Source organism: Gammaproteobacteria bacterium (genome assembly GCA_016712635.1).
Classification (GTDB): Bacteria; Pseudomonadota; Gammaproteobacteria; order SZUA-140; family SZUA-140; genus JADJWH01.
In genome coordinates, this window is record JADJQS010000008.1 from 13,483 (window position 1) to 31,472 (window position 17,990).

The 17,990-nt window shown below is 60.4% G+C and carries 18 protein-coding genes; 7 read left to right on the top strand and 11 right to left on the bottom strand.

Going from position 1 to position 17,990, the window contains the following annotated elements:
* Positions 1-179: 179 nt before the first annotated feature.
* From IPK65_10945 to IPK65_10960, 4 genes are all read right to left on the bottom strand, one after another.
* Positions 180-476 carry a YggU family protein gene (locus IPK65_10945; protein MBK8163622.1) on the bottom strand — a complete coding sequence of 99 codons (297 nt, stop codon included), beginning with the start codon at positions 474-476 and terminating at the stop codon, positions 180-182.
* 30 nt (positions 477-506) lie between these two features.
* Positions 507-1,091, bottom strand: a complete 585-nt coding sequence (locus IPK65_10950) for a YggT family protein (GenBank protein ID MBK8163623.1) — start codon at positions 1,089-1,091, stop codon at positions 507-509.
* Positions 1,084-1,917 (bottom strand): pyrroline-5-carboxylate reductase, encoded by an 834-nt coding sequence (locus IPK65_10955; GenBank protein ID MBK8163624.1) that lies wholly within the window; start codon positions 1,915-1,917, stop codon positions 1,084-1,086. The genes IPK65_10950 and IPK65_10955 overlap by 8 nt, the downstream gene beginning before the upstream one ends.
* Before the next feature lie 119 nt (positions 1,918-2,036).
* Positions 2,037-2,723, bottom strand: a complete 687-nt coding sequence (locus tag IPK65_10960; GenBank protein ID MBK8163625.1) for a YggS family pyridoxal phosphate-dependent enzyme — start codon at positions 2,721-2,723, stop codon at positions 2,037-2,039.
* A 164-nt stretch (positions 2,724-2,887) separates the two neighbouring features.
* Here IPK65_10960 and IPK65_10965 point away from each other — a divergent pair, with 164 nt between their 5' ends.
* Positions 2,888-3,928 carry a type IV pilus twitching motility protein PilT gene (locus IPK65_10965; protein ID MBK8163626.1) on the top strand — a complete coding sequence of 347 codons (1,041 nt, stop codon included), beginning with the start codon at positions 2,888-2,890 and terminating at the stop codon, positions 3,926-3,928.
* An 80-nt stretch (positions 3,929-4,008) separates the two neighbouring features.
* On the opposite strand, the gene IPK65_10970 is transcribed toward IPK65_10965, so the two are convergent.
* From IPK65_10970 to IPK65_10980, 3 genes are read right to left on the bottom strand one after another with little or no spacing between them, the layout of a single operon-like run.
* On the bottom strand, positions 4,009-4,788 hold the full coding sequence (locus IPK65_10970; protein ID MBK8163627.1) for an ABC transporter ATP-binding protein: 780 nt from the start codon (positions 4,786-4,788) through the stop codon (positions 4,009-4,011).
* Positions 4,785-5,777 carry an iron ABC transporter permease gene (locus IPK65_10975; GenBank protein ID MBK8163628.1) on the bottom strand — a complete coding sequence of 331 codons (993 nt, stop codon included), beginning with the start codon at positions 5,775-5,777 and terminating at the stop codon, positions 4,785-4,787. Before IPK65_10975 ends, IPK65_10970 begins: the two co-directional genes overlap by 4 nt.
* Complete coding sequence (locus IPK65_10980) at positions 5,753-6,406, bottom strand: HAD family hydrolase (protein ID MBK8163629.1); 654 nt, start codon at positions 6,404-6,406, stop codon at positions 5,753-5,755. Before IPK65_10980 ends, IPK65_10975 begins: the two co-directional genes overlap by 25 nt.
* Before the next feature lie 178 nt (positions 6,407-6,584).
* Here IPK65_10980 and IPK65_10985 point away from each other — a divergent pair, with 178 nt between their 5' ends.
* Complete coding sequence (locus tag IPK65_10985; protein ID MBK8163630.1) at positions 6,585-7,115, top strand: RNA pyrophosphohydrolase; 531 nt, start codon at positions 6,585-6,587, stop codon at positions 7,113-7,115.
* A 27-nt stretch (positions 7,116-7,142) separates the two neighbouring features.
* Positions 7,143-9,410 (top strand): phosphoenolpyruvate--protein phosphotransferase, encoded by a 2,268-nt coding sequence (gene ptsP, locus IPK65_10990; GenBank protein MBK8163631.1) that lies wholly within the window; start codon positions 7,143-7,145, stop codon positions 9,408-9,410.
* 9 nt (positions 9,411-9,419) lie between these two features.
* Here ptsP and IPK65_10995 read toward each other — a convergent pair whose 3' ends face one another.
* From IPK65_10995 to IPK65_11010, 4 genes are all read right to left on the bottom strand, one after another.
* On the bottom strand, positions 9,420-10,811 hold the full coding sequence (locus tag IPK65_10995; protein MBK8163632.1) for a hypothetical protein: 1,392 nt from the start codon (positions 10,809-10,811) through the stop codon (positions 9,420-9,422).
* Between the two features lie 149 nt (positions 10,812-10,960).
* Positions 10,961-11,470 carry a hypothetical protein gene (locus tag IPK65_11000; protein MBK8163633.1) on the bottom strand — a complete coding sequence of 170 codons (510 nt, stop codon included), beginning with the start codon at positions 11,468-11,470 and terminating at the stop codon, positions 10,961-10,963.
* The gene (locus tag IPK65_11005) at positions 11,467-12,147 is read right to left on the bottom strand and encodes a zf-HC2 domain-containing protein (GenBank protein MBK8163634.1); all 681 of its coding nucleotides are present in this window, start codon (positions 12,145-12,147) and stop codon (positions 11,467-11,469) included. The genes IPK65_11000 and IPK65_11005 overlap by 4 nt, the downstream gene beginning before the upstream one ends.
* A gap of 66 nt (positions 12,148-12,213) precedes the next feature.
* Positions 12,214-12,828 (bottom strand): RNA polymerase sigma factor, encoded by a 615-nt coding sequence (locus IPK65_11010; GenBank protein MBK8163635.1) that lies wholly within the window; start codon positions 12,826-12,828, stop codon positions 12,214-12,216.
* Positions 12,829-13,301: 473 nt separating this feature from the next.
* Between IPK65_11010 and rpsU the strand changes: the two genes are divergently transcribed.
* The 4 genes from rpsU (at position 13,302) to rpoD (ending at position 17,917) form a co-directional block, all read left to right on the top strand.
* Entirely contained in the window at positions 13,302-13,520 is a 219-nt protein-coding gene (gene rpsU, locus IPK65_11015; GenBank protein ID MBK8163636.1) for a 30S ribosomal protein S21, read from the top strand.
* Between the two features lie 83 nt (positions 13,521-13,603).
* Positions 13,604-14,053: a GatB/YqeY domain-containing protein gene (locus IPK65_11020; protein ID MBK8163637.1), complete on the top strand. Its 450-nt coding sequence runs from the start codon at positions 13,604-13,606 to the stop codon at positions 14,051-14,053.
* A gap of 136 nt (positions 14,054-14,189) precedes the next feature.
* Positions 14,190-15,968: a DNA primase gene (locus IPK65_11025; protein MBK8163638.1), complete on the top strand. Its 1,779-nt coding sequence runs from the start codon at positions 14,190-14,192 to the stop codon at positions 15,966-15,968.
* Between the two features lie 104 nt (positions 15,969-16,072).
* Complete coding sequence (rpoD, locus tag IPK65_11030) at positions 16,073-17,917, top strand: RNA polymerase sigma factor RpoD (protein MBK8163639.1); 1,845 nt, start codon at positions 16,073-16,075, stop codon at positions 17,915-17,917.
* The last annotated feature ends 73 nt before the right edge of the window (positions 17,918-17,990 follow it).

Genomic DNA, 17,990 nt, shown 5'->3' on the forward strand with positions numbered 1-17,990 from the left:
CTAGTTATCGGAATCGGCGAGGTTTTTTTGAATATTTTTCCGTCGCGGCGAGGGGGAAAACGCCGCGCAGCATCCACCGTGAATCCCACGTATCGGCGGATGCTTCGCAAGGTAAAGTTTTGCATGGTATTTTTCCGGGCGATTCCCCGGCAGATAGATGTACAGACCCGTGAACCGCGTCACACCGGGCGGGTCAGCCCTTCCGGCAATCGCGTCGGAGCGACGATCAGGAGGCGCTTTTCGCGCCCGTTTTCACCGCAGAGCAGAGAAATCCGTGCTTTCGGGACGTCGAACACCCGGGCGAGGAACTGTATCAGGTGGGCGTTTGCCTTGCCATCGACCGGCGGCGACGTGATCCTGATCTTGAGGTGGTTGCCCTGGATCCCGACGATCTCGTCTTTGCTGGACCGCGGCTGCACCCGGATGTTCAGCGTGAGGCGATCGCCATTCCAGGTGTAAGGGGCGGGATTGCTCATGCGGCTGTAATCGGCCGTCGACCGGTTGATTCATCCGTACGCCAGCGCCTTACCCAGGTCATTGAGCGGGCTTACGGCCAGAATTTTGAGCAGTTGGATTGCGACCAGGACGAGCAGGGGCGAGAAATCGATCCCGGACATGGAAGGCAGTATCCGCCGTGCCGGTCCCAGCAGGGGTTCGTTCAGGCTGTACAGAATGGAGAATATCGGATTGTTGTGTCTGCCGGGACCGACCCAGCTCAGGATGATCTGGACGAGGATGGTGATCAGGAAGGTGTTCAAGGTCAATGCGAGTAGCGCGGCGGCGGAAAGTACGAACAGGCCGTCGATCGAGATGGAGCGTCCGGCTGCCAGATGGATCAGCCACAGGGCGCACATCTGCAGGGCAAGCAGTAGGACGACAGAGGCCAGGTCTATCTTCCACAGCCCGGGAATAATGCGCCGCAGAGGCTTGAGCGGAGGATTCGTCGCCTTGACCAGGAACTGGCAGATCGGATTGTAGAAGTCCGCGCGCGCAATCTGCAGCAGGAAGCGCAGCAGGATCAGGAGGATGTAAAGCCCGAACAGGGTATCTATCAGGAAGGCAGATGCGGTGGACAGGTATGGATTATCCATGATGCTCTCCGAGCTTTTCCGATAGCTCGACGGATCGGTCCCGGGCCGCCTTCAGTGCACGCTCGAACAAGCCCTCGATTCCTCCATCCCGGAGTACGCTAAGTGCGCGTTCGGTAGTACCTCCCGGCGAAGTGACCTGCACGCGCAGTGTGGCGCTGTCAACCCCGCTTTCAAGCGCCATCTTGGTCGCGCCAAAGGCGGTTTGCAAGGTTAGAAGACGTGCGGTTTCAGGCGGCAAACCGAGCTTGCGTCCGGCCTGTTCCAGAACCTCCATCATCAGAAAAAAGTAAGCCGGACCGCTGCCGGACAAGGCTGTTACGGCGTCCATCAAGGATTCGTCATCGATCCACAAAGTCAGGCCGACGGCGCGCATAACCGATTCCGCGACATCGCGCTGCTCGGTCGAGACGGCATGATTGGCGTACAGCACCGTCGCCGCGCTCTGGACCAGCGCCGGAGTATTCGGCATCGCCCGCACCAGCGGGGTTCCCTGGCCCAGCCACTGCGACAAAGTCGCCGTCCGGATACCCGCCGCGATTGATATGACCAGCTTGTCTTTCCGGCCGAGCGCTGATCCGATCTCCGGTGCGACACGCTCCACCACCTGAGGTTTCACTGCAATGACCACGATATCGGCTGATTCGACTGCTGACGTATTGTGCGTGCTGGTCCTGATGGCGAATTCCTGTTCCAGGTCCTGCAGGCGTAGCTGGTCGGGATCGGCAGCGATGATGCGGGCTGGTTGATAGCCGTCGCTGATCAGTCCGCCGATCAGGCTTCGCGCCATGTTGCCCGCGCCTATGAAGGCGATGGTATGCTGTTTCATCTGGGTGAGCGGTATTCTTTATATTAGCCGTCGGCCTTGTTTCGTAAGTCTAACCGAATCTGCTGTCAAATGCGCCTGTGGACTATCGGCTACGCCGGCATGCCCCCTTGGGACGCGGATCATCCGGCGCGATGACCGAAGATTCCGCTGCCGATGCGCACGATCGTGGAGCCTTCGGCTATGGCCGCCTCGAGGTCGTCCGTCATTCCCATCGACAACGTGTCAAGCGCGTGAGCGGACCGGTTAAGGGCGTCTTGCAATTCCCTCGCCTGGTGGAAGAGGTCGCGCTGTGTATCGAAGTCGCGGCATACAGGCGGGATGACCATCAGGCCGCGCAACCGCAGCCGCGGCAGGCGGGATAGCTCCTGCGCGAGGGCGGGAACCTCCGCCGACGGCGCACCGGATTTACTGAGCTCTCCGCCGATATTGACCTCGATGCAGATGTTTAGCGGAGGCAGATGCTCTGGCCTCTGCGCGCTGAGGCGCTGTGCGATCTTGAGCCGGTCCACGCTGTGGACCCAGGCGAAGCGCTCGGCGATTCCGCGGGTTTTGTTCGACTGGACGGGCCCGATGAAATGCCATTCTATGGGCTGGTCGGCGAGGGCATCCATTTTAGTGGCGGCCTCCTGCAGGTAGCTCTCTCCAATCAGCCGCTGACCGGCACCGACGACGGCTCGAATGTCTTCCGCGGCGCGCGTCTTGGTGACCGCCAGCAGGCTGACCGAACCGGGCGGCCGGTCATAGCGCCGTTCCGCGGCGGCGATGCGTGCTCGCATGGCGTTCACTGTCCGGGCATAATCGTTCATCGGTCAGTTTCGCGCGGGTGAGTTCATCCTGTGCAGGTATCCATCCGGCGTATGGTCACGCTCAAGATGTATGGACGGATGCCGCTAAATGTCAGCGTAATCATATCAGGTCGAGGCTGAGGTAGTGCAGGCCAGTGTGCCACAAAGAACGGGAGAAAACGTAGATGGATATCGCCGAACTGCTGGCGTTCAGCGCCAAGAATAACGCCTCGGACCTGCACCTTTCAGCCGAATTGCCGCCGATGATCCGGGTTGACGGCGATGTGCGCCGCATCAACGTGCCGCCGCTTGACAACAAGACGGTGCAGACGATGCTGTACGACATCATGAGCGACAAGCAGCGCAAGGATTTCGAGGAATTCCTGGAGACGGATTTTTCCTTCGAGATCCCCGGTCTGGCGCGATTCCGCGTCAACGTATTCAACCACAATCGCGGAGTGGGCGGGGTCTTCCGCACGATTCCCTCCACTATCCTTTCCCTGGAGGAGCTGGGCGCGCCATCGGTGTTCAAGGACATATCGGATTATCCGCGCGGCATCGTGCTGGTTACCGGCCCGACCGGCTCGGGTAAGTCGACCACCCTGGCTGCGATGATCGACTACAAGAACAATAACGAGTTCGGTCATATACTCACCATCGAGGACCCCATCGAGTTCGTGCATCAGAGCAAGAAATGCCTGGTAAACCAGCGTGAAATCGGGCGCGACTCGCTCGGATTCGCCGAGGCCTTGCGCTCCGCCCTGCGCGAGGACCCGGACGTCATACTGGTGGGTGAAATGCGCGACCCGGAGACGATCTCGCTCGCGCTTACCGCCGCCGAGACCGGCCACATGGTGTTCGGCACGCTGCACACGAGCTCCGCCGCCAAGACCATCGACCGTATCATCGACGTGTTCCCGGCCGCTGAGAAGGAAATGGTGCGTTCGATGCTGTCGGAGTCACTGCGCGCGGTTATCTCGCAGACCCTGCTCAAGAAGGTCGGTGGCGGCCGTGTGGCGGCGCACGAGATCATGATCGGCACCCCGGCCATCCGCAACCTGATCCGCGAGAACAAGGTGCCGCAGATGTACTCCGCGATCCAGACCGGCCAGTCGCACGGCATGCAGACCCTCGACCAGTGTCTCCTGGAGCTGGTGCGCAAGGGCATGGTCAATCGCCAGGAGGCGATGGCCAAGGCCGCGCATCGCGACGCCTTTCGCGAATAAGGCGGCGGACGCTGCGGTCCAGTTGTTTCTTCCGGGGTGATGGTTACCCGGCGGGCACTCTCACAGAATGATCCGTACGTTCATTCGTCCCATACGGGCGAGAATATCCCGCCCTGATCCGTGCGGTGTTTCACCAGCGGGTGGCCGTACAACCTCAGCAGATTATCCTCCGTCAGCACTTCGTCAATCGGGCCGTGTACCAGGGCGTCTGAGCCGAAGAGCAGCAGCGCATGATCACAGAACCGGGCTGCCAGATTGATGTCGTGCAGCACCATGATCAGCGCCTTGTCGCCGCCACGGCTCAGTTCGCGCAGGATGCGCAGGATATGTATCTGATGATACAGATCCAGATGGGTGCTCGGTTCATCGAGCAGATAGAGCTCTGGGGCCTGTGTCAGAAGTGTCGCGATGGCCAGGCGCTGGCGTTCTCCCCCGGACAGGGTCGAAAGGGTGCGCGATTCCTTGCCGGCCAGTCCCACCTGCGCGAGGGCGGAACGCGCCCGAGCGATATCATCCTCAGTCTCCCAGCGCCAGGGTCCGAGGTAAGGGTGCCTCCCGATCAGCGCAGCTTCTAGCACCGTGCCTGGAAACAGGGTGTCCTGTTCCTGAAACAGGATGCCGAGTGAGCGCGCCAGTTGCGCGCGCGGGATCGTGTCGAGAATCTCACCGCCGAGGGTAATGGTGCCTGAGTCCTGGGCGTACAAACCTGCCAGGGTTTTCAGCAGCGTTGTTTTTCCGCAGCCATTGCGTCCGAGTACGGCCCAGCGGCTGCCGCGCTCGACCTTGAAGTTGAGATCACGGCTGATTCGTACGTCCGCGATCGATACGCCGAGATTGCGGGTTTCCAGCAGCGTGTTCAATGCTGGCTCCTGCGCAGCAGGTACAGGAACACAGGTACGCCGATCAGCGCCGTCATGACGCCGACCGGCAGCTGAAGCGGCGGGAATGCCGAGCGGGCCAGAGTGTCGGCGATGACCAGGAAAGACGCGCCTAGCAGCGCCGAGGCCGGCAGCAGGATGCGATGATCGTGGCTCACGACCATGCGCACGAGATGGGGCACGATGAGACCGATAAAGCCGATGTTCCCGGCGATGGTGATAGCCACCGCGGTCAGCAGCGATGCAAGGATGTACAGGCGCAGACGCAGGCCGGCCACGCCGATGCCGAGCGTGCGGGCCTTGAGTTCACCGAATACCAGAACGTTGAGTTCGCGCGCGCTGACGAGCGCGACCAGGAGTCCGAGACCGAGCATGATTCCGCCGAGCATGGGGTGGGGCGTCTGGCTGAGATCGCCCAGCAACCAGAAGATCATGCCGCGCAGAGTGGTGTCGGGGCTGAGTGAGAGGATCAGGCTGATGATGGCGCCCCAGCCCGAGGCGACGACTACACCGGTCAGCAGCAGCCGGGTTGGCGTCCATGCGCCGCGTCCGTGCGCCAGCGTGAATACGAGCAGCATCGAAAGCATGGCGCCGAGAAACGCCCCGCCAGTGAGCCAGAGTCCGCCAAGGCCGGCCAGCAACGTCGACAGGGCGCCGACTGCGGCGCCGCCGGAGACTCCGAGTATATAGGGGTCGGCGAGCGGATTTCGCAGCAGGACCTGCATCAGGGCACCTGCCAGGGCGAGCATGCCTCCGCAGGCGAAGGCGGTCAATGCGCGCGGGATCCTCAGTTCGGTCACGAGGGTATAGTTTGGCGCCGCGCGGTCGCCAAGCAGTATTCGCCACAGCTCATTCCAGGACACGGAAACGCTGCCCGCGGAGACGGCAAGCAACAGGCTCGCCATACCTGCGATCACCAGGGATGCGAGTATCAGCGTGTTCGTGCTCAGCGCAAATCGAGGATGGGCCATGACCGGCTTGCCGCGTAACGCGCCAGGGTGTCGTCGGGGTTGACGGCTACCGGATGCTCAACCAATTGCAACAATGGCAGATCATTATGCGAATCGGAGTAAAACCAGCTGCCGGCCAGGTCCTTGCGATTCTCGGTCAGCCAGGCGGAAAGGCGATCGACCTTGCCGTTTCTGAAGCACGGGATGCCGGTGACGCCGCCCGTGTAGCGTCCCGCCACGATCTCGGGCTCGGTCGCGAGCAAATATTCAATCCCGAGGGACGCGGCGATCGGGCGCGTGATGAAGGAATTGGTCGCGGTTATGATCAGGGGCGTATCCCCGCGTGTGCGGTGGTGTTCGATCAGTGCCCGGCCTGCCGGCAGGATGATCGGGCGGATCTTCTCCTCCAGAAACTGGCGGCGCAGGTCGAGCATGAAACCTGGTTCATGCTCGGCGAGGGGCCTCAGCTGGAAGGCGAGCCATGCATGGATATCCAGCGTCCCTGCCTGGTACTCGTGATAAAAGCGCTCGTTTTCGCGGGCGTAGTGATGTCTGTCCACGACGCCCCGCTCCACCAGGAACTCCCCCCACAGGTAGTCGCTGTCACCGGCGAGCAGGGTGTTGTCGAGATCAAATAGGGCGAGCGGCAACTTAGGGAATCCGAATATTCAACTTATTGATATTGCTTAAAGTAGTTGATCGTCGCACGGCATGCAAGGCCCAGGCGCGAGTCCGCGCCACAGACGTGATCGGTGGGCTGTGGAATTGCGGAGGCGACGGGGTTTATGGGAGAATCAATTACAAAAAGTTCTTGAGAAGGTTTTGCAAGTGATTGATTTAGATGGGTACAGGGCCAATGTCGGCATCGTTCTGAGTAATCGCGAGGGCAAGGTTCTGTGGGCGCGGCGGATCGGTCAGGACGCGTGGCAGTTCCCCCAGGGCGGCATACGCGAAGACGAGGCGCCCGAGCAGGCGATGTATCGCGAGTTGCGCGAGGAGATCGGCCTTGAGGCGGAGGACGTCGTGGTGCTCGGCCGCACGCGTAACTGGCTGCGTTACCGCTTGCCCAAACATCTGATCAGACGGCGCAGCCGTCCACTGTGCATCGGCCAGAAACAGGTCTGGTATTTATTGTACCTGGTCGGCGACGAAGGGCGGGTCCGCCTCGACTGCACGGATCAGCCGGAATTTGACCAATGGTGCTGGGTGGATTTCTGGAGCCCGCTGAAACAGGTCGTTTCCTTCAAGCGCAATGTGTACCGTAGCGCGCTCGAGGAGTTTTCTGAATTGCTGTTTAGCGATGGAAAGGTCAGCCCGGTGGTGCCGGCGGGGAAAGATATGGGTCTCGGCCATGGATAACACGATCCCGCAGCCGCGGTATATAGGATGCTCGCCACACTCCGGCGCATAGTACTGGAAGTCAATGCGGCCCGCGATCTGGAGCAGGCCCTGTCGATTATTGTCACCCGGGTCAAGCAGGCCATCAAGGTTGACGTCTGTACCGTTTATCTCTTCGATCCGTCCCAGGACGCATTCATCCTGATGGCGACCGACGGCCTGAATCCACAGGCCGTCGGCAGGGTTTCCCTCGCGCGTGGCGAAGGCTTGGTCGGTGTGGTGGGAGAAACTGAAGAACCTCTCAACCTCGACGACGCACCTGCCGACCCGCGTTATCGGTTTATCGCAGAAACCGGGGAGGTCTACTACCACGGTTTTCTCGGCGTGCCGATCATCCATCACCGCAAGGTGATGGGCGTACTGGTTGCGCGGCAGTACGACAAGCGCCGTTTCCACGATGATGAAGTGGCGTTTCTGCTCACCATTGCCGCGCAGCTGTCAGGTGCTATCGCGCTCGCCGCCGCGAGTGGCGGTATAAAGGGCTTCGCCGCGGATCAGGAAGACGCCGAATCACGCCCGATCGTCGGCCTGCCGGGCGCGCCTGGCATCGGCATCGGCGAGGCCGTGGTGATCTATCCTCCGGCGGATCTCAACGCAATTCCTGATCGGCAGGTGAGCAACATCGAGGGAGAGGTGGCGGTCTTTCGCGCAGCGCTGGAGGCCGCACGCGGCGATATCAGTGCACTGGAGCACAGGCTCGGCGACTCGCTCGCCGCCGAGGATCGCGCCTTGTTCAACGCCTATACCCTGATGTTGAGCAGTCCCAGTCTCGAGAGCCAGACTGTCGAACGCATCCGTGCCGGCAACTGGGCGGCGGGTGCGCTGCGCGACACTATCGCCGAGCACACGCGGATTTTCGATCTGATGGAGGATCCCTACATCCGCGAACGTGCGGAGGACGTGCGCGACGTTGGCCGTCGGATCCTGGCGCGGCTGGAGAACTCGCCGCAGGAACAGCGGCAGTATCCCGTGCGTACCATCCTGGTCGGTGAAGAGATCACGGCCTCGATGCTGGCGGAGGTCCCGCTGGATCGCCTGGCGGGAGTGGTGACGGTGCGCGGCTCCGGATCCTCGCATGTGGCGATATTGGCCCGTTCCCTCGGCATACCCGCGGTGGTAGGTCTGAGCGAGCTTCCGGTCGGACGCATAGATGGGCGCGAGCTGATTGTAGACGGTGACGGCGGCAGCCTGCACATTTCACCGTCGGCCAAGGTGCGCGATGAGTACCGCTTGTTGGCGCAGGAAGAGGAAAGGCTCGCGGCTGGGCTGGCTGAGCTGCGCGATCTCCCCGCTGTGACGCCGGACGGCATACGCATCCCGCTCTACGCCAACGCCGGCCTGTTATCGGACATCACCCCCTCGCTGCACCACGGAGCGGAAGGTGTTGGACTGTATCGGACCGAGTATCCGTTCATGATCCGCAACCGTTTCCCGAGCGAGGAGGAGCAGCGGCAGATCTACCGCCAGGTACTGGAAGCGTATGCGCCGCTGCCGGTGACGGTGCGCACGCTGGATATCGGCGGGGACAAGATGCTGCCCTATTTCCCGATTCATGAAGAGAACCCGTTCCTGGGCTGGCGCGGAATCCGCATCACACTCGATCATCCGGAAATATTTTCGGTGCAGTTGCGCGCGATCTTCCGCGCCAACATCGGGCTCGACAATCTGCGTCTGCTGTTGCCGATGATCAGCAACGTCGGAGAGGTCGATGAGGCATTGCGCATCATCAGGCGTGTGCATCAGGAGCTGCGCGCCCAGGGCGAGGCAGTGGTGATGCCCGACATCGGAATCATGATCGAGGTGCCTTCTGCAATCTATCAGATCGATGCGCTGGCGCCGCGCGTGGACTTTCTTTCCATAGGCACCAATGACCTGACCCAGTACATGCTGGCGGTGGACCGGAACAATGCACGCGTGGCGCCGCTATACGACTCGCTGCATCCTGCTGTACTGCGCGCACTGATGCAGGTGGTCGTGACGGCGCAACGCTGCAAGCGGGAGGTGGGCGTCTGCGGAGAGATGGCGGGCGATCCCGCATCGGCGATATTGCTGCTCGGCATGGGAATATCAAACCTCAGCGCGAGTGTCACCAGCCTGCCACGTGTCAAATGGGTGATCCATAACTTCAGCGTCGCCAGGGCGCGGGATATCCTGGACGAGGTGCTGACGATGGAAGATACACGCAGCATCCGCCGTCATCTGGACACCATCCTGCAGCAGGCCGGGCTGGTCAGCCTGGTCAGACCTGGACGTTAGCCGGGTTTGTCAGAATGACACCAGCAATCCGAGCATGGCCAGGTATTGCTTGTAGTCGTAATCGTCGATGTTGGAGCGGTTGTCAGTGCGGCGGTACTCGAAGGAGAGCTCGTTTCCTCCGGAGAACCCGTGCGTGAGTCGCGCGATTACGCTGAATCGGTCGTCGTTGCGGGTGAGAAAACTTCCATCCGCCATCTCATTCGGATTGAGGTAATGAGAGCGGTAGTAGCGCAGCTCGAACGTGGCGTTGAACAGGCGGCCTGCCGGGCTTTCCACACCGATGCGCAGCGAATTCCGCACCGGTGAATAACTGGTAAAGCGGGGTGCGTCGAGTTCCTCGCGATAATTGGTTTCGAGCTGATACAGCAGGTACAGCTGTAGTTCTTCGCGCAGCCAGGTCATCCCCACATCGGTATTGTGGCGCCAGCCTGCGAGATAGGAATAGAGTGTGTCCAGATCTTTGATATGGCTCATTTCATAACGCAGGCGCAGGCGGCTGCGGCCTGGGTCCAGCCAGCGGCTGGCGTTCAGATTGAACTGGGTCTCAAGGGTGAAGTCATCGCCGTCCAGAAAACTGTGTACCAGTTGGGTGCGGCCCAGCGTCGACCATCCCGCGAGATTCTTCTCCAGTGAACCACCAACGCGCAGGGAATCGATGTCGTAGCCTTTTATGTCCTGGTATTTGATGACATAAGCACTCCCCTCAAGGTTCATCTGCAGGCCGCCATCGTTTTCGCCGATGCGGCGGTTGAGATGGGCGAAGACGTCGAGGAAAAAATCGTCCTGATCGCTGGTGACCAGGGCTTGGTTGTCCGCGCGCAGGATCACGTTGCTGTCATACCCCGATTCTCCCCCAATGTAACCTGACCAGGGCGACGCAGCCGTAGCGGCCGCGTCTTCCAGCATGCGGGCTGTTTCCCGCTGGCCCGAATAGCGCGCCAGCAGGGTCAGGGCAAGATTCCGGAGCTTCGGGTTGTCCGCGCTTTCTACGGTGTGCTGCAGCCAGACCGCGACCTGGTCCGGCTGATTCAGCTTGATATCGACGAGAGCCAGGTTGTAATAGCCCAGGGCCGCAAGTTCGGGGTCGGCGATGACCTTCAGAAAAGAATCCCTCGCCTCCGGGTAGCGCGCGAGTTTGTAATAGCTGGCGCCGAGATTGTAGTGCAACAATGCGGATGCGGTGGCATCGGCTTGTGACGCGAGAAAATGTGCGACTGCAGCCTCGTAATCGCTGCGGTTGAAGGCGTCAATGCCGAGATCGTAAGCCTCGTCGGCGCAGGCGCTGGACAGCAGCAGGCAGATGATCAGGGCAAAGAGCAACTGACCGGGTTTCTTCGCGCGCTGCGGGACACGGGCGCTGGACGACATGTCGGCACGGGAATGGCTTGCCTCTCCTGGCATCCGGGAGCAGCGGATGAGATGCGTGGAGGGCCGTGGATTTACGCCTCACCATCCTTAACAACGGTGAGAACTCGTGGACCGGTGCCTAATTTATACTATTTCTGGCGGCCAGGCCATGCGGAAGGAGGATAGGGGTCGCGGAATCTGTCTCAATTGCTGCGGGAAGCATCCTGGATCGATTGCCGCTGATCACGCGTAGTCGTCTGGCGATCCTCGCGCTGCTCGCGCGATTCAATCGAGCGATCGCGGAAGCCCGTGATTTCTCTTCGGTCACCGTCGTTCGCTCGATATTCGGAGTCTGGCCGGTTTGCCCGCTGATCATTGCCGGCATCCCTATCCCTGCGTACATCACGGTCTCTCCTGCCATCGCGGCGGTGATCGTTCGAGCCTTCGTCGGTTTGCTGGCCAGCGTTCGGGGAATTCTCGGTCGCGCCACCCTTCCGTTCGCTCGTTGCGGGGGCGGTCTCTATGGGGCCCCTGGGCAGTTCAATGCGGTTGATGAATTCATTGATACCTTGTTTTGTATCCATCATCCGGATGGTTACGTCGAGGTCACCGGCCACATCCGCCGCGTACGCCTTCGCTGTCAGGACGGAGCTGATGATGATGGACAGGCAGGTTGTATAGATGATCCGCATGGACAGGCTCTTTATGGTCACATTACCGTAACTGGCACCGCAACCTGATCCGGAAGACCGGCGGCTGGCACATCCTGTGGCGGCAGCACGTCCAGCCTCAGGGCAAAATTCTTTCTCTTCCCGGTGTGCGTCACTACGGCGACCAGTTCGCCGCCGTGGCCGCTGTGCGCCTCGACCGGCAGCACCAGAAGATTCTTTCCTTGCGCCAGCCCGCCTTCCCAACTGAGCTCGCGCTGGCCGGGATAACCGCTGACTTCGACGCCATCGGGTAGCTCTATAGTAAAACGGGCATTCTCCATGGCGTGCTCGGACTCAAATACCAGACTTACCTCCTGGGCCTGGTTCAGTGCGATCATCAGCCCGGGGATTTCCTGCGCAGGCGGTGCGTCGGATTTATACAAGACATTCACCGCAAATATCAACATGATGCTTGCCGCGAGTGCCGCACCCGGGATGCGCCATCCCAGGCGTCGGCGCTCGTGTGTGACCGCCTGCGCGATGGCGCGGTCGAAAAACGCATCGGAGGGCTCCGGGGCAGGCAGGTTGCGCAGCGCGCGGCGGACGTCATTCTCCCGCTCCAGCAGGGCACGGCATTGCCGGCATTGGCGGATATGCCGCTCAAGCGCGATGTCCATCTCAGGCCTCAGCAAGCCGTCGAGATAATCGTCCAGTTGCTTGAGGATCTGTTGGCAATCCATAGGTGTCCCCATTTGCATACACTAGTACACGAAGGGACGGAAAAAAAGTTCCCGATACATATCCAACTATATGAATGACACCGATTTATTTTTTTCTGGCCGTGGCTGGCGTTCATCTTCCAGATGAATCAGCAATTCGCGCAAGCGCGCTCGAGCCCGGTGCAGGCGGGATTTAAGGGTGCCAATCGGGCAATCAAGGATCACTTGCATCTCTTCCAGGGTATAGCCTTCGATGTCGTGCAGGCCGAGGACGTGCCGGTGATCTTCACTCAGTCTGTCGATGACCTGCAGCAGGTGTCGAGTCAGAACGCTTTGTTCGGTTTCGAGCTCCGGGTTACCTTCCACGCCGGGGAGATTGTCGATCGGATCGGAGCTGTGCGCATCGGCGCCATGATCGACAGCCAGATGGACAGGGGAGCGGGAATAGCGTCGGTGGTTGTCGACGAAGATACGGTACATGACGCGGCTCAGCCAGGGGCGAAGCCGATCGACTTCCATCAGTTCCTGACGGCGCGGATACAGCTTAAGCAACAGCTCCTGAAGCAGGTCCTCCGCGTCTTCCCGGCTCCGGGTGAGGCGGTAGGCGAGCCGGAAAAGCGGTTTGAGATGGGGGCGGACCAGGGTTTCAAAGGCTGATTGCTCAGACCGTCCCTTATCGCCTGCGGTGGATTTACGGTGCAATGGTGGCGACCCCGAAGCTTAGCCTTTCTTCGCCCCTGCCAAGAGGTGGGCTGTGTTATTGCCCGCTGCCGCTCGATCTGGGATACCGGGAGGAGTGTCGGGAAATGAGTGGTACGGATTAGTACCCATGACGCGCGAAAAGGTTCCCAATGTTCCAGTTGTTATTAGGGTATCTCGTCTCGATCTAGTCCCCGGCCGTACTTTGCTATAGACCCGCCCGACGGGAATAATCGGGGGTGATCGATATCATACTTGTTGATATTAAACATTTATTTCCGACGTGACTTGTAAGCGGAGATGTCATTGGCCGGTTACCCGGACTCTCAGGCGCAGCTTTTCAAGCATGTCCACAACCGCGTTCTGTCGCCACTGCGGTATTGAAGCTTCCCTTTACAGCGGGCGAGGGTGGACGGTAAAATACGCCCCCTTTGAGGTCTTCTTGTGTAGCAGCCAGCTTATTGCGAGGGATGTGAATGCCTAATGTTCGCGTGAGAGACAACGAGCCGTTCGAAGTGGCGTTGCGCCGCTTCAAGCGTATCTGTGAAAAAAGCGGTGTTCTGTCCGAGATACGCCGGCGGGAGTTTTATGAAAAGCCCACCTCGGTTCGCAAGCGCAAGGCCGCGGCTGCGGTCAAACGCCAGCAGAAGCGCACATCGATGGAGCGTGCTCGTTTCTCCCGCCCTCATTCTTGAATAAACCAGACGGCGCGTGCCCCGGCGAGGGGCCGCGTCGCTTGAAATCGCGCCACTCCTAGCTATTCCGCGGGCTTCTTCATATGGAAACATCGATCAAGCGTCGCCTGCAGGAAGACATGAAAACCGCCATGCGTGCCAGGGACAGCCAGCGCCTGGGCATCATCCGGCTCATCAACGCGGCGATCAAGCAGCGTGAGGTCGACGAACGCATCGCCCTTGATGATGAACAGGTCATCGTCGTACTTAGCAAGATGATCAAGCAGCGCAATGACTCCATCGACCAGTACGGCAAGGCCGGACGCCAGGATCTGGTCGATAAGGAAGCCTATGAAATCAAGGTCATAGAAGAATACCTCCCTCCCGCGCTCTCGGAAGAGGAACTGACCGGCCTGATCGATCGGGCGGTGGCCCAGACGGGTGCGCAGTCAGTCAAAGACATGGGCAAGGTCATGAGTGTGTTGAAGCCGCTGGTTCAGGGACGCGCCGATATGGGAGTGGTCGGAGCCCGGATCAAGGCCAGGCTCGGTTAGAATCGCGGATACAAGGGATCGGCATTACAAGGAAAAGAGGGGGTGTATGCGCATGCGGGCGCCTGATCGAGACTCCAGCCACGGCCCCGGCGATACCCTTGTCCCTTGTATCTTCGCCCTTGTATCTTAGTTCACCATGGCAGGCAGGATTCCCCAGGACTTCATCGATGGATTGACCGCCCGCGTCGACATCGTAGAAGTGATAGACAGTTACGTAGCCCTGCGCAAGGCCGGGCGCGAATATGTGGCGCGCTGCCCGTTTCACGAAGAAAAAACCCCGTCTTTCACGGTCAGTCCCGAGAAACAGTTTTATCATTGCTTCGGCTGCGGTGCCCACGGAACCGTTATCGGTTTCATGATGGAGTACTGCCATCTCGATTTCGTCGACGCGGTCCATGAGCTTGCCCAGAGAGTCGGACTGGAGGTCCCCCAGGCGCCTGGCAGCGACCGGGCCCGGCAGGGCGGTGAATCCTTCGATATCCTGCGGGAGGCGGCGCACTATTTCCGCCGCCAGCTGCGTGATCACCCGCGGGGAAAGCTGGCAGTAGACTATCTCAAGGGACGCGGCGTCGCCGGGGATACCGCCACCGAGTTTGCGATCGGTTATGCCCCCGCAGGATGGGACAATCTGTCCGGTTCCCTTGGCGGCATGTTCGGTGCGGAGGCGCTGGCGGCGGCGGGACTGCTCATCAAGCGCGATCAGGGCGGATACTACGATCGCTTTCGTGACCGCGTCATGTTTCCCATCCGGGATGTTCGCGGCCGGGTGATCGGATTCGGCGGCCGGGTGATCGGCGACGACACACCGAAGTACCTGAACTCTCCGGAGACAGACCTCTTTCATAAAGGGCGCGAACTTTACGGGCTGTACGAGGCGCGCAGCAGCATCAAGCAACTTGAACGCCTGCTTGTGGTCGAAGGTTACATGGATGTGGTCATGCTGGCGCAGCATGGAATCCGTTATGCCGTTGCGACCCTCGGCACCGCGACCACTCCGCAGCATCTGGAGCGCATGTTCAGGCTGGTGCCGGAGGTGGTCTTCTGTTTTGACGGTGACCGGGCCGGCCGCGAGGCAGCATGGCGCGCCCTCGAGCAGGCACTGCCTGCTCTGCGGGACGGGTGGCAGGCGCGCTTCATGTTTGTTCCCGAGGGTGATGACCCGGATTCGCTGGTGCGCAAGGAACACAGGGAGGTGTTTGAAACACGTGTTGAGAACGCAATCACGCTTTCCACTTTCTTCTATGACACGCTGGTAGGGCGTGCCGATATATCGAGCATAGATGGTCGGGCTCGATTGGTGGAACTGGTGCGCCCCTATCTTGCAAGGCTGGCCCCTGGGGTTTTCCGGCAGCTGATGATCGATCGTCTGGCGGAACTGTCGAGACTGAACCCCGATGTCCTGGCGGGAATGCTGTCAGGCAAGCAGGGGTCCAGCCGTCCCGCCGGACGCCCCCGGGGTCCTCAAGGCGAGCGTACGGTGGTCTCGCTGGTACGCAGGGCGATCTCCCATCTGTTGCGGAAACCCGCCTTGGCCCAGCATGCGGTAGATTACAAGCGGCTGATTAGTATGGAGACTCCCGGCGTAGGATTATTGGTGGAGATGCTTGATTTGTTGCAGGTTAACCCTCATTTCACAACAGCCATCGTGCTGGAGCATTGGCGCGACCACGAGCACGCCAAGGCGCTGGCCAGGCTGGCCCGGGAAGAGTCGCTGGTACCGTACGAAGAGCTGGATCGGGAGTTTCTTGAAGCCTTGCACCGCCTCCAGCTCGGTTATGTCGAGCAGCAGATCGGCACCCTGAACAGCCGTCCGCGGGACGCATGGAGTCAGCAGGAAAAGGAGGAGCTGACCCGGCTGCTACAGGAAAAGAAGTCGCTCAAACAGTTAGTTATGGATATGTCGACGGTCGAATGACGGGTGTTTAAGTATTGCCGCGATATGTTCTCAATCCCCGGCTGCATGTAGTAGAATCGGCCGTTTCATTGTCAATCTAGTCGACCAGAGGTCGGGAAGCCATTATGAAGCAGGATCAGCAGTCGCAACTCAAGACCTTGATCGCCAAGGGCAAGGAACAGGGTTATCTGACCTATCGCGAGGTCAATGATCACCTGCCCAACGACATCGTTGATCCCGAGCAGATCGAGGACATCATCGGCATGATCAACGACATGGGTATCACCGTGCACGAAATCGCGCCTGATACCGAAAGTCTGCTGATGAACGATGCGGCGGTGGACGGCGACGACGATGCCGCCGAGGAAGCAGCCGCTGCGCTGGCGAGCGTGGACAGCGAGTTCGGGCGCACGACTGACCCGGTGCGCATGTACATGCGTGAGATGGGTACTGTCGAGCTGCTGACCCGCGAAGGCGAGATCAAGATCGCCAAGCGCATTGAAAGTGGTCAGCGACAGATGTTGCTCGCCCTGACGGAGTACCCGGATACGGTCGCCGAGTTCCTGCGTTCCTATCAGAAAGTGCAGGCGAACGAGGCGCGTCTGGGCGACCTGATCACCGGCTATGTCGATCCCAACCAGGATGAAAACGTCAATTTACCGGTCGCGCAGGCGGCGGTAGTCGAAGAAGAGTTCGTCGTGGAAGCGGTCGAGGTGGAGGGCGACGAGGAGGGCGGAGAAGCCGGCGAGGCCGCGGACACCGGCCCGGATCCCGAAGTAGCCCGTGTGCGCTTCGAGGAGCTGGAGAAGCTGTACAAGAAGGCCATGGCGGCGGTGGAAAAACAGGGGCGGGCCCATGACAAGACCGCCAAGCTGCTCAGGGAACTGACCGACTGTTTCATGACCTTCAAGCTCACCCAGCGCATGACGGATCATCTGATCAACAACCTGCGTGAAACGGTGGAGCGCATCCGCGCGCAGGAAAAGATCATCATGACGGTGTGCGTGAGCAACGCGCACATGCCGCGCAAGGAGTTCATCACCTCCTTCCCCGACAACGAGACAGATCTCAACTGGCTGCCGCGCCAGATCAAGGCGGGCAAGAAACACTCCAGGATTCTGGAGGTGCACCAGGACGAGATCCTGCGCGCGCAGAAGAAGCTGATCGGGATCCAGACCGAATCAAACATGGCCATCAACGAGATCAAGGACATCAATCGCAAGATGTCCATCGGCGAGGCCAAGGCGCGCCGCGCCAAGAAGGAGATGGTCGAGGCCAACCTCCGCCTGGTGATCTCGATCGCCAAGAAGTACACCAATCGCGGCCTGCAGTTCCTCGACCTGATCCAGGAAGGCAACATCGGCCTGATGAAGGCCGTGGACAAGTTTGAATACCGCCGCGGTTATAAATTCTCAACCTACGCCACATGGTGGATCCGTCAGGCCATCACCCGCTCGATCGCGGACCAGGCGCGCACCATCCGCATCCCGGTGCACATGATCGAGACGATCAACAAGCTCAACCGCATCTCGCGCCAGATGCTGCAGGAGATGGGGCGCGAGGCGACGCCGGACGAACTGGCTGCGCGCATGGACATGCCCGAGGACAAGATCCGCAAGGTGCTTAAGATCGCCAAGGAGCCGATTTCGATGGAGACCCCGATCGGTGACGACGAGGATTCCCACCTGGGCGATTTCATTGAGGACTCGAACATCCTGTCGCCGCCCGAGGCGGCCACCATCGCCGGTCTGCGCGAGGCGACCACCGCTGTGCTCGAGAGCCTGACCGCGCGCGAGGCCAAGGTGCTGCGCATGCGCTTCGGCATCGACATGAACACCGACCACACGCTGGAGGAGGTCGGCAAGCAGTTCGACGTCACGCGCGAGCGCATCCGCCAGATCGAGGCCAAGGCCCTGCGCAAGCTGCGTCACCCGAGCCGTTCGGAGGCCTTGCGCAGTTTCGTGGATTAATCAGGCAATCGCCGCAAGGCAAAAGTAAAAAGGGAGCCGCGAGGCTCCCTTTGTTTTCCGGCTCGCCGTTTTT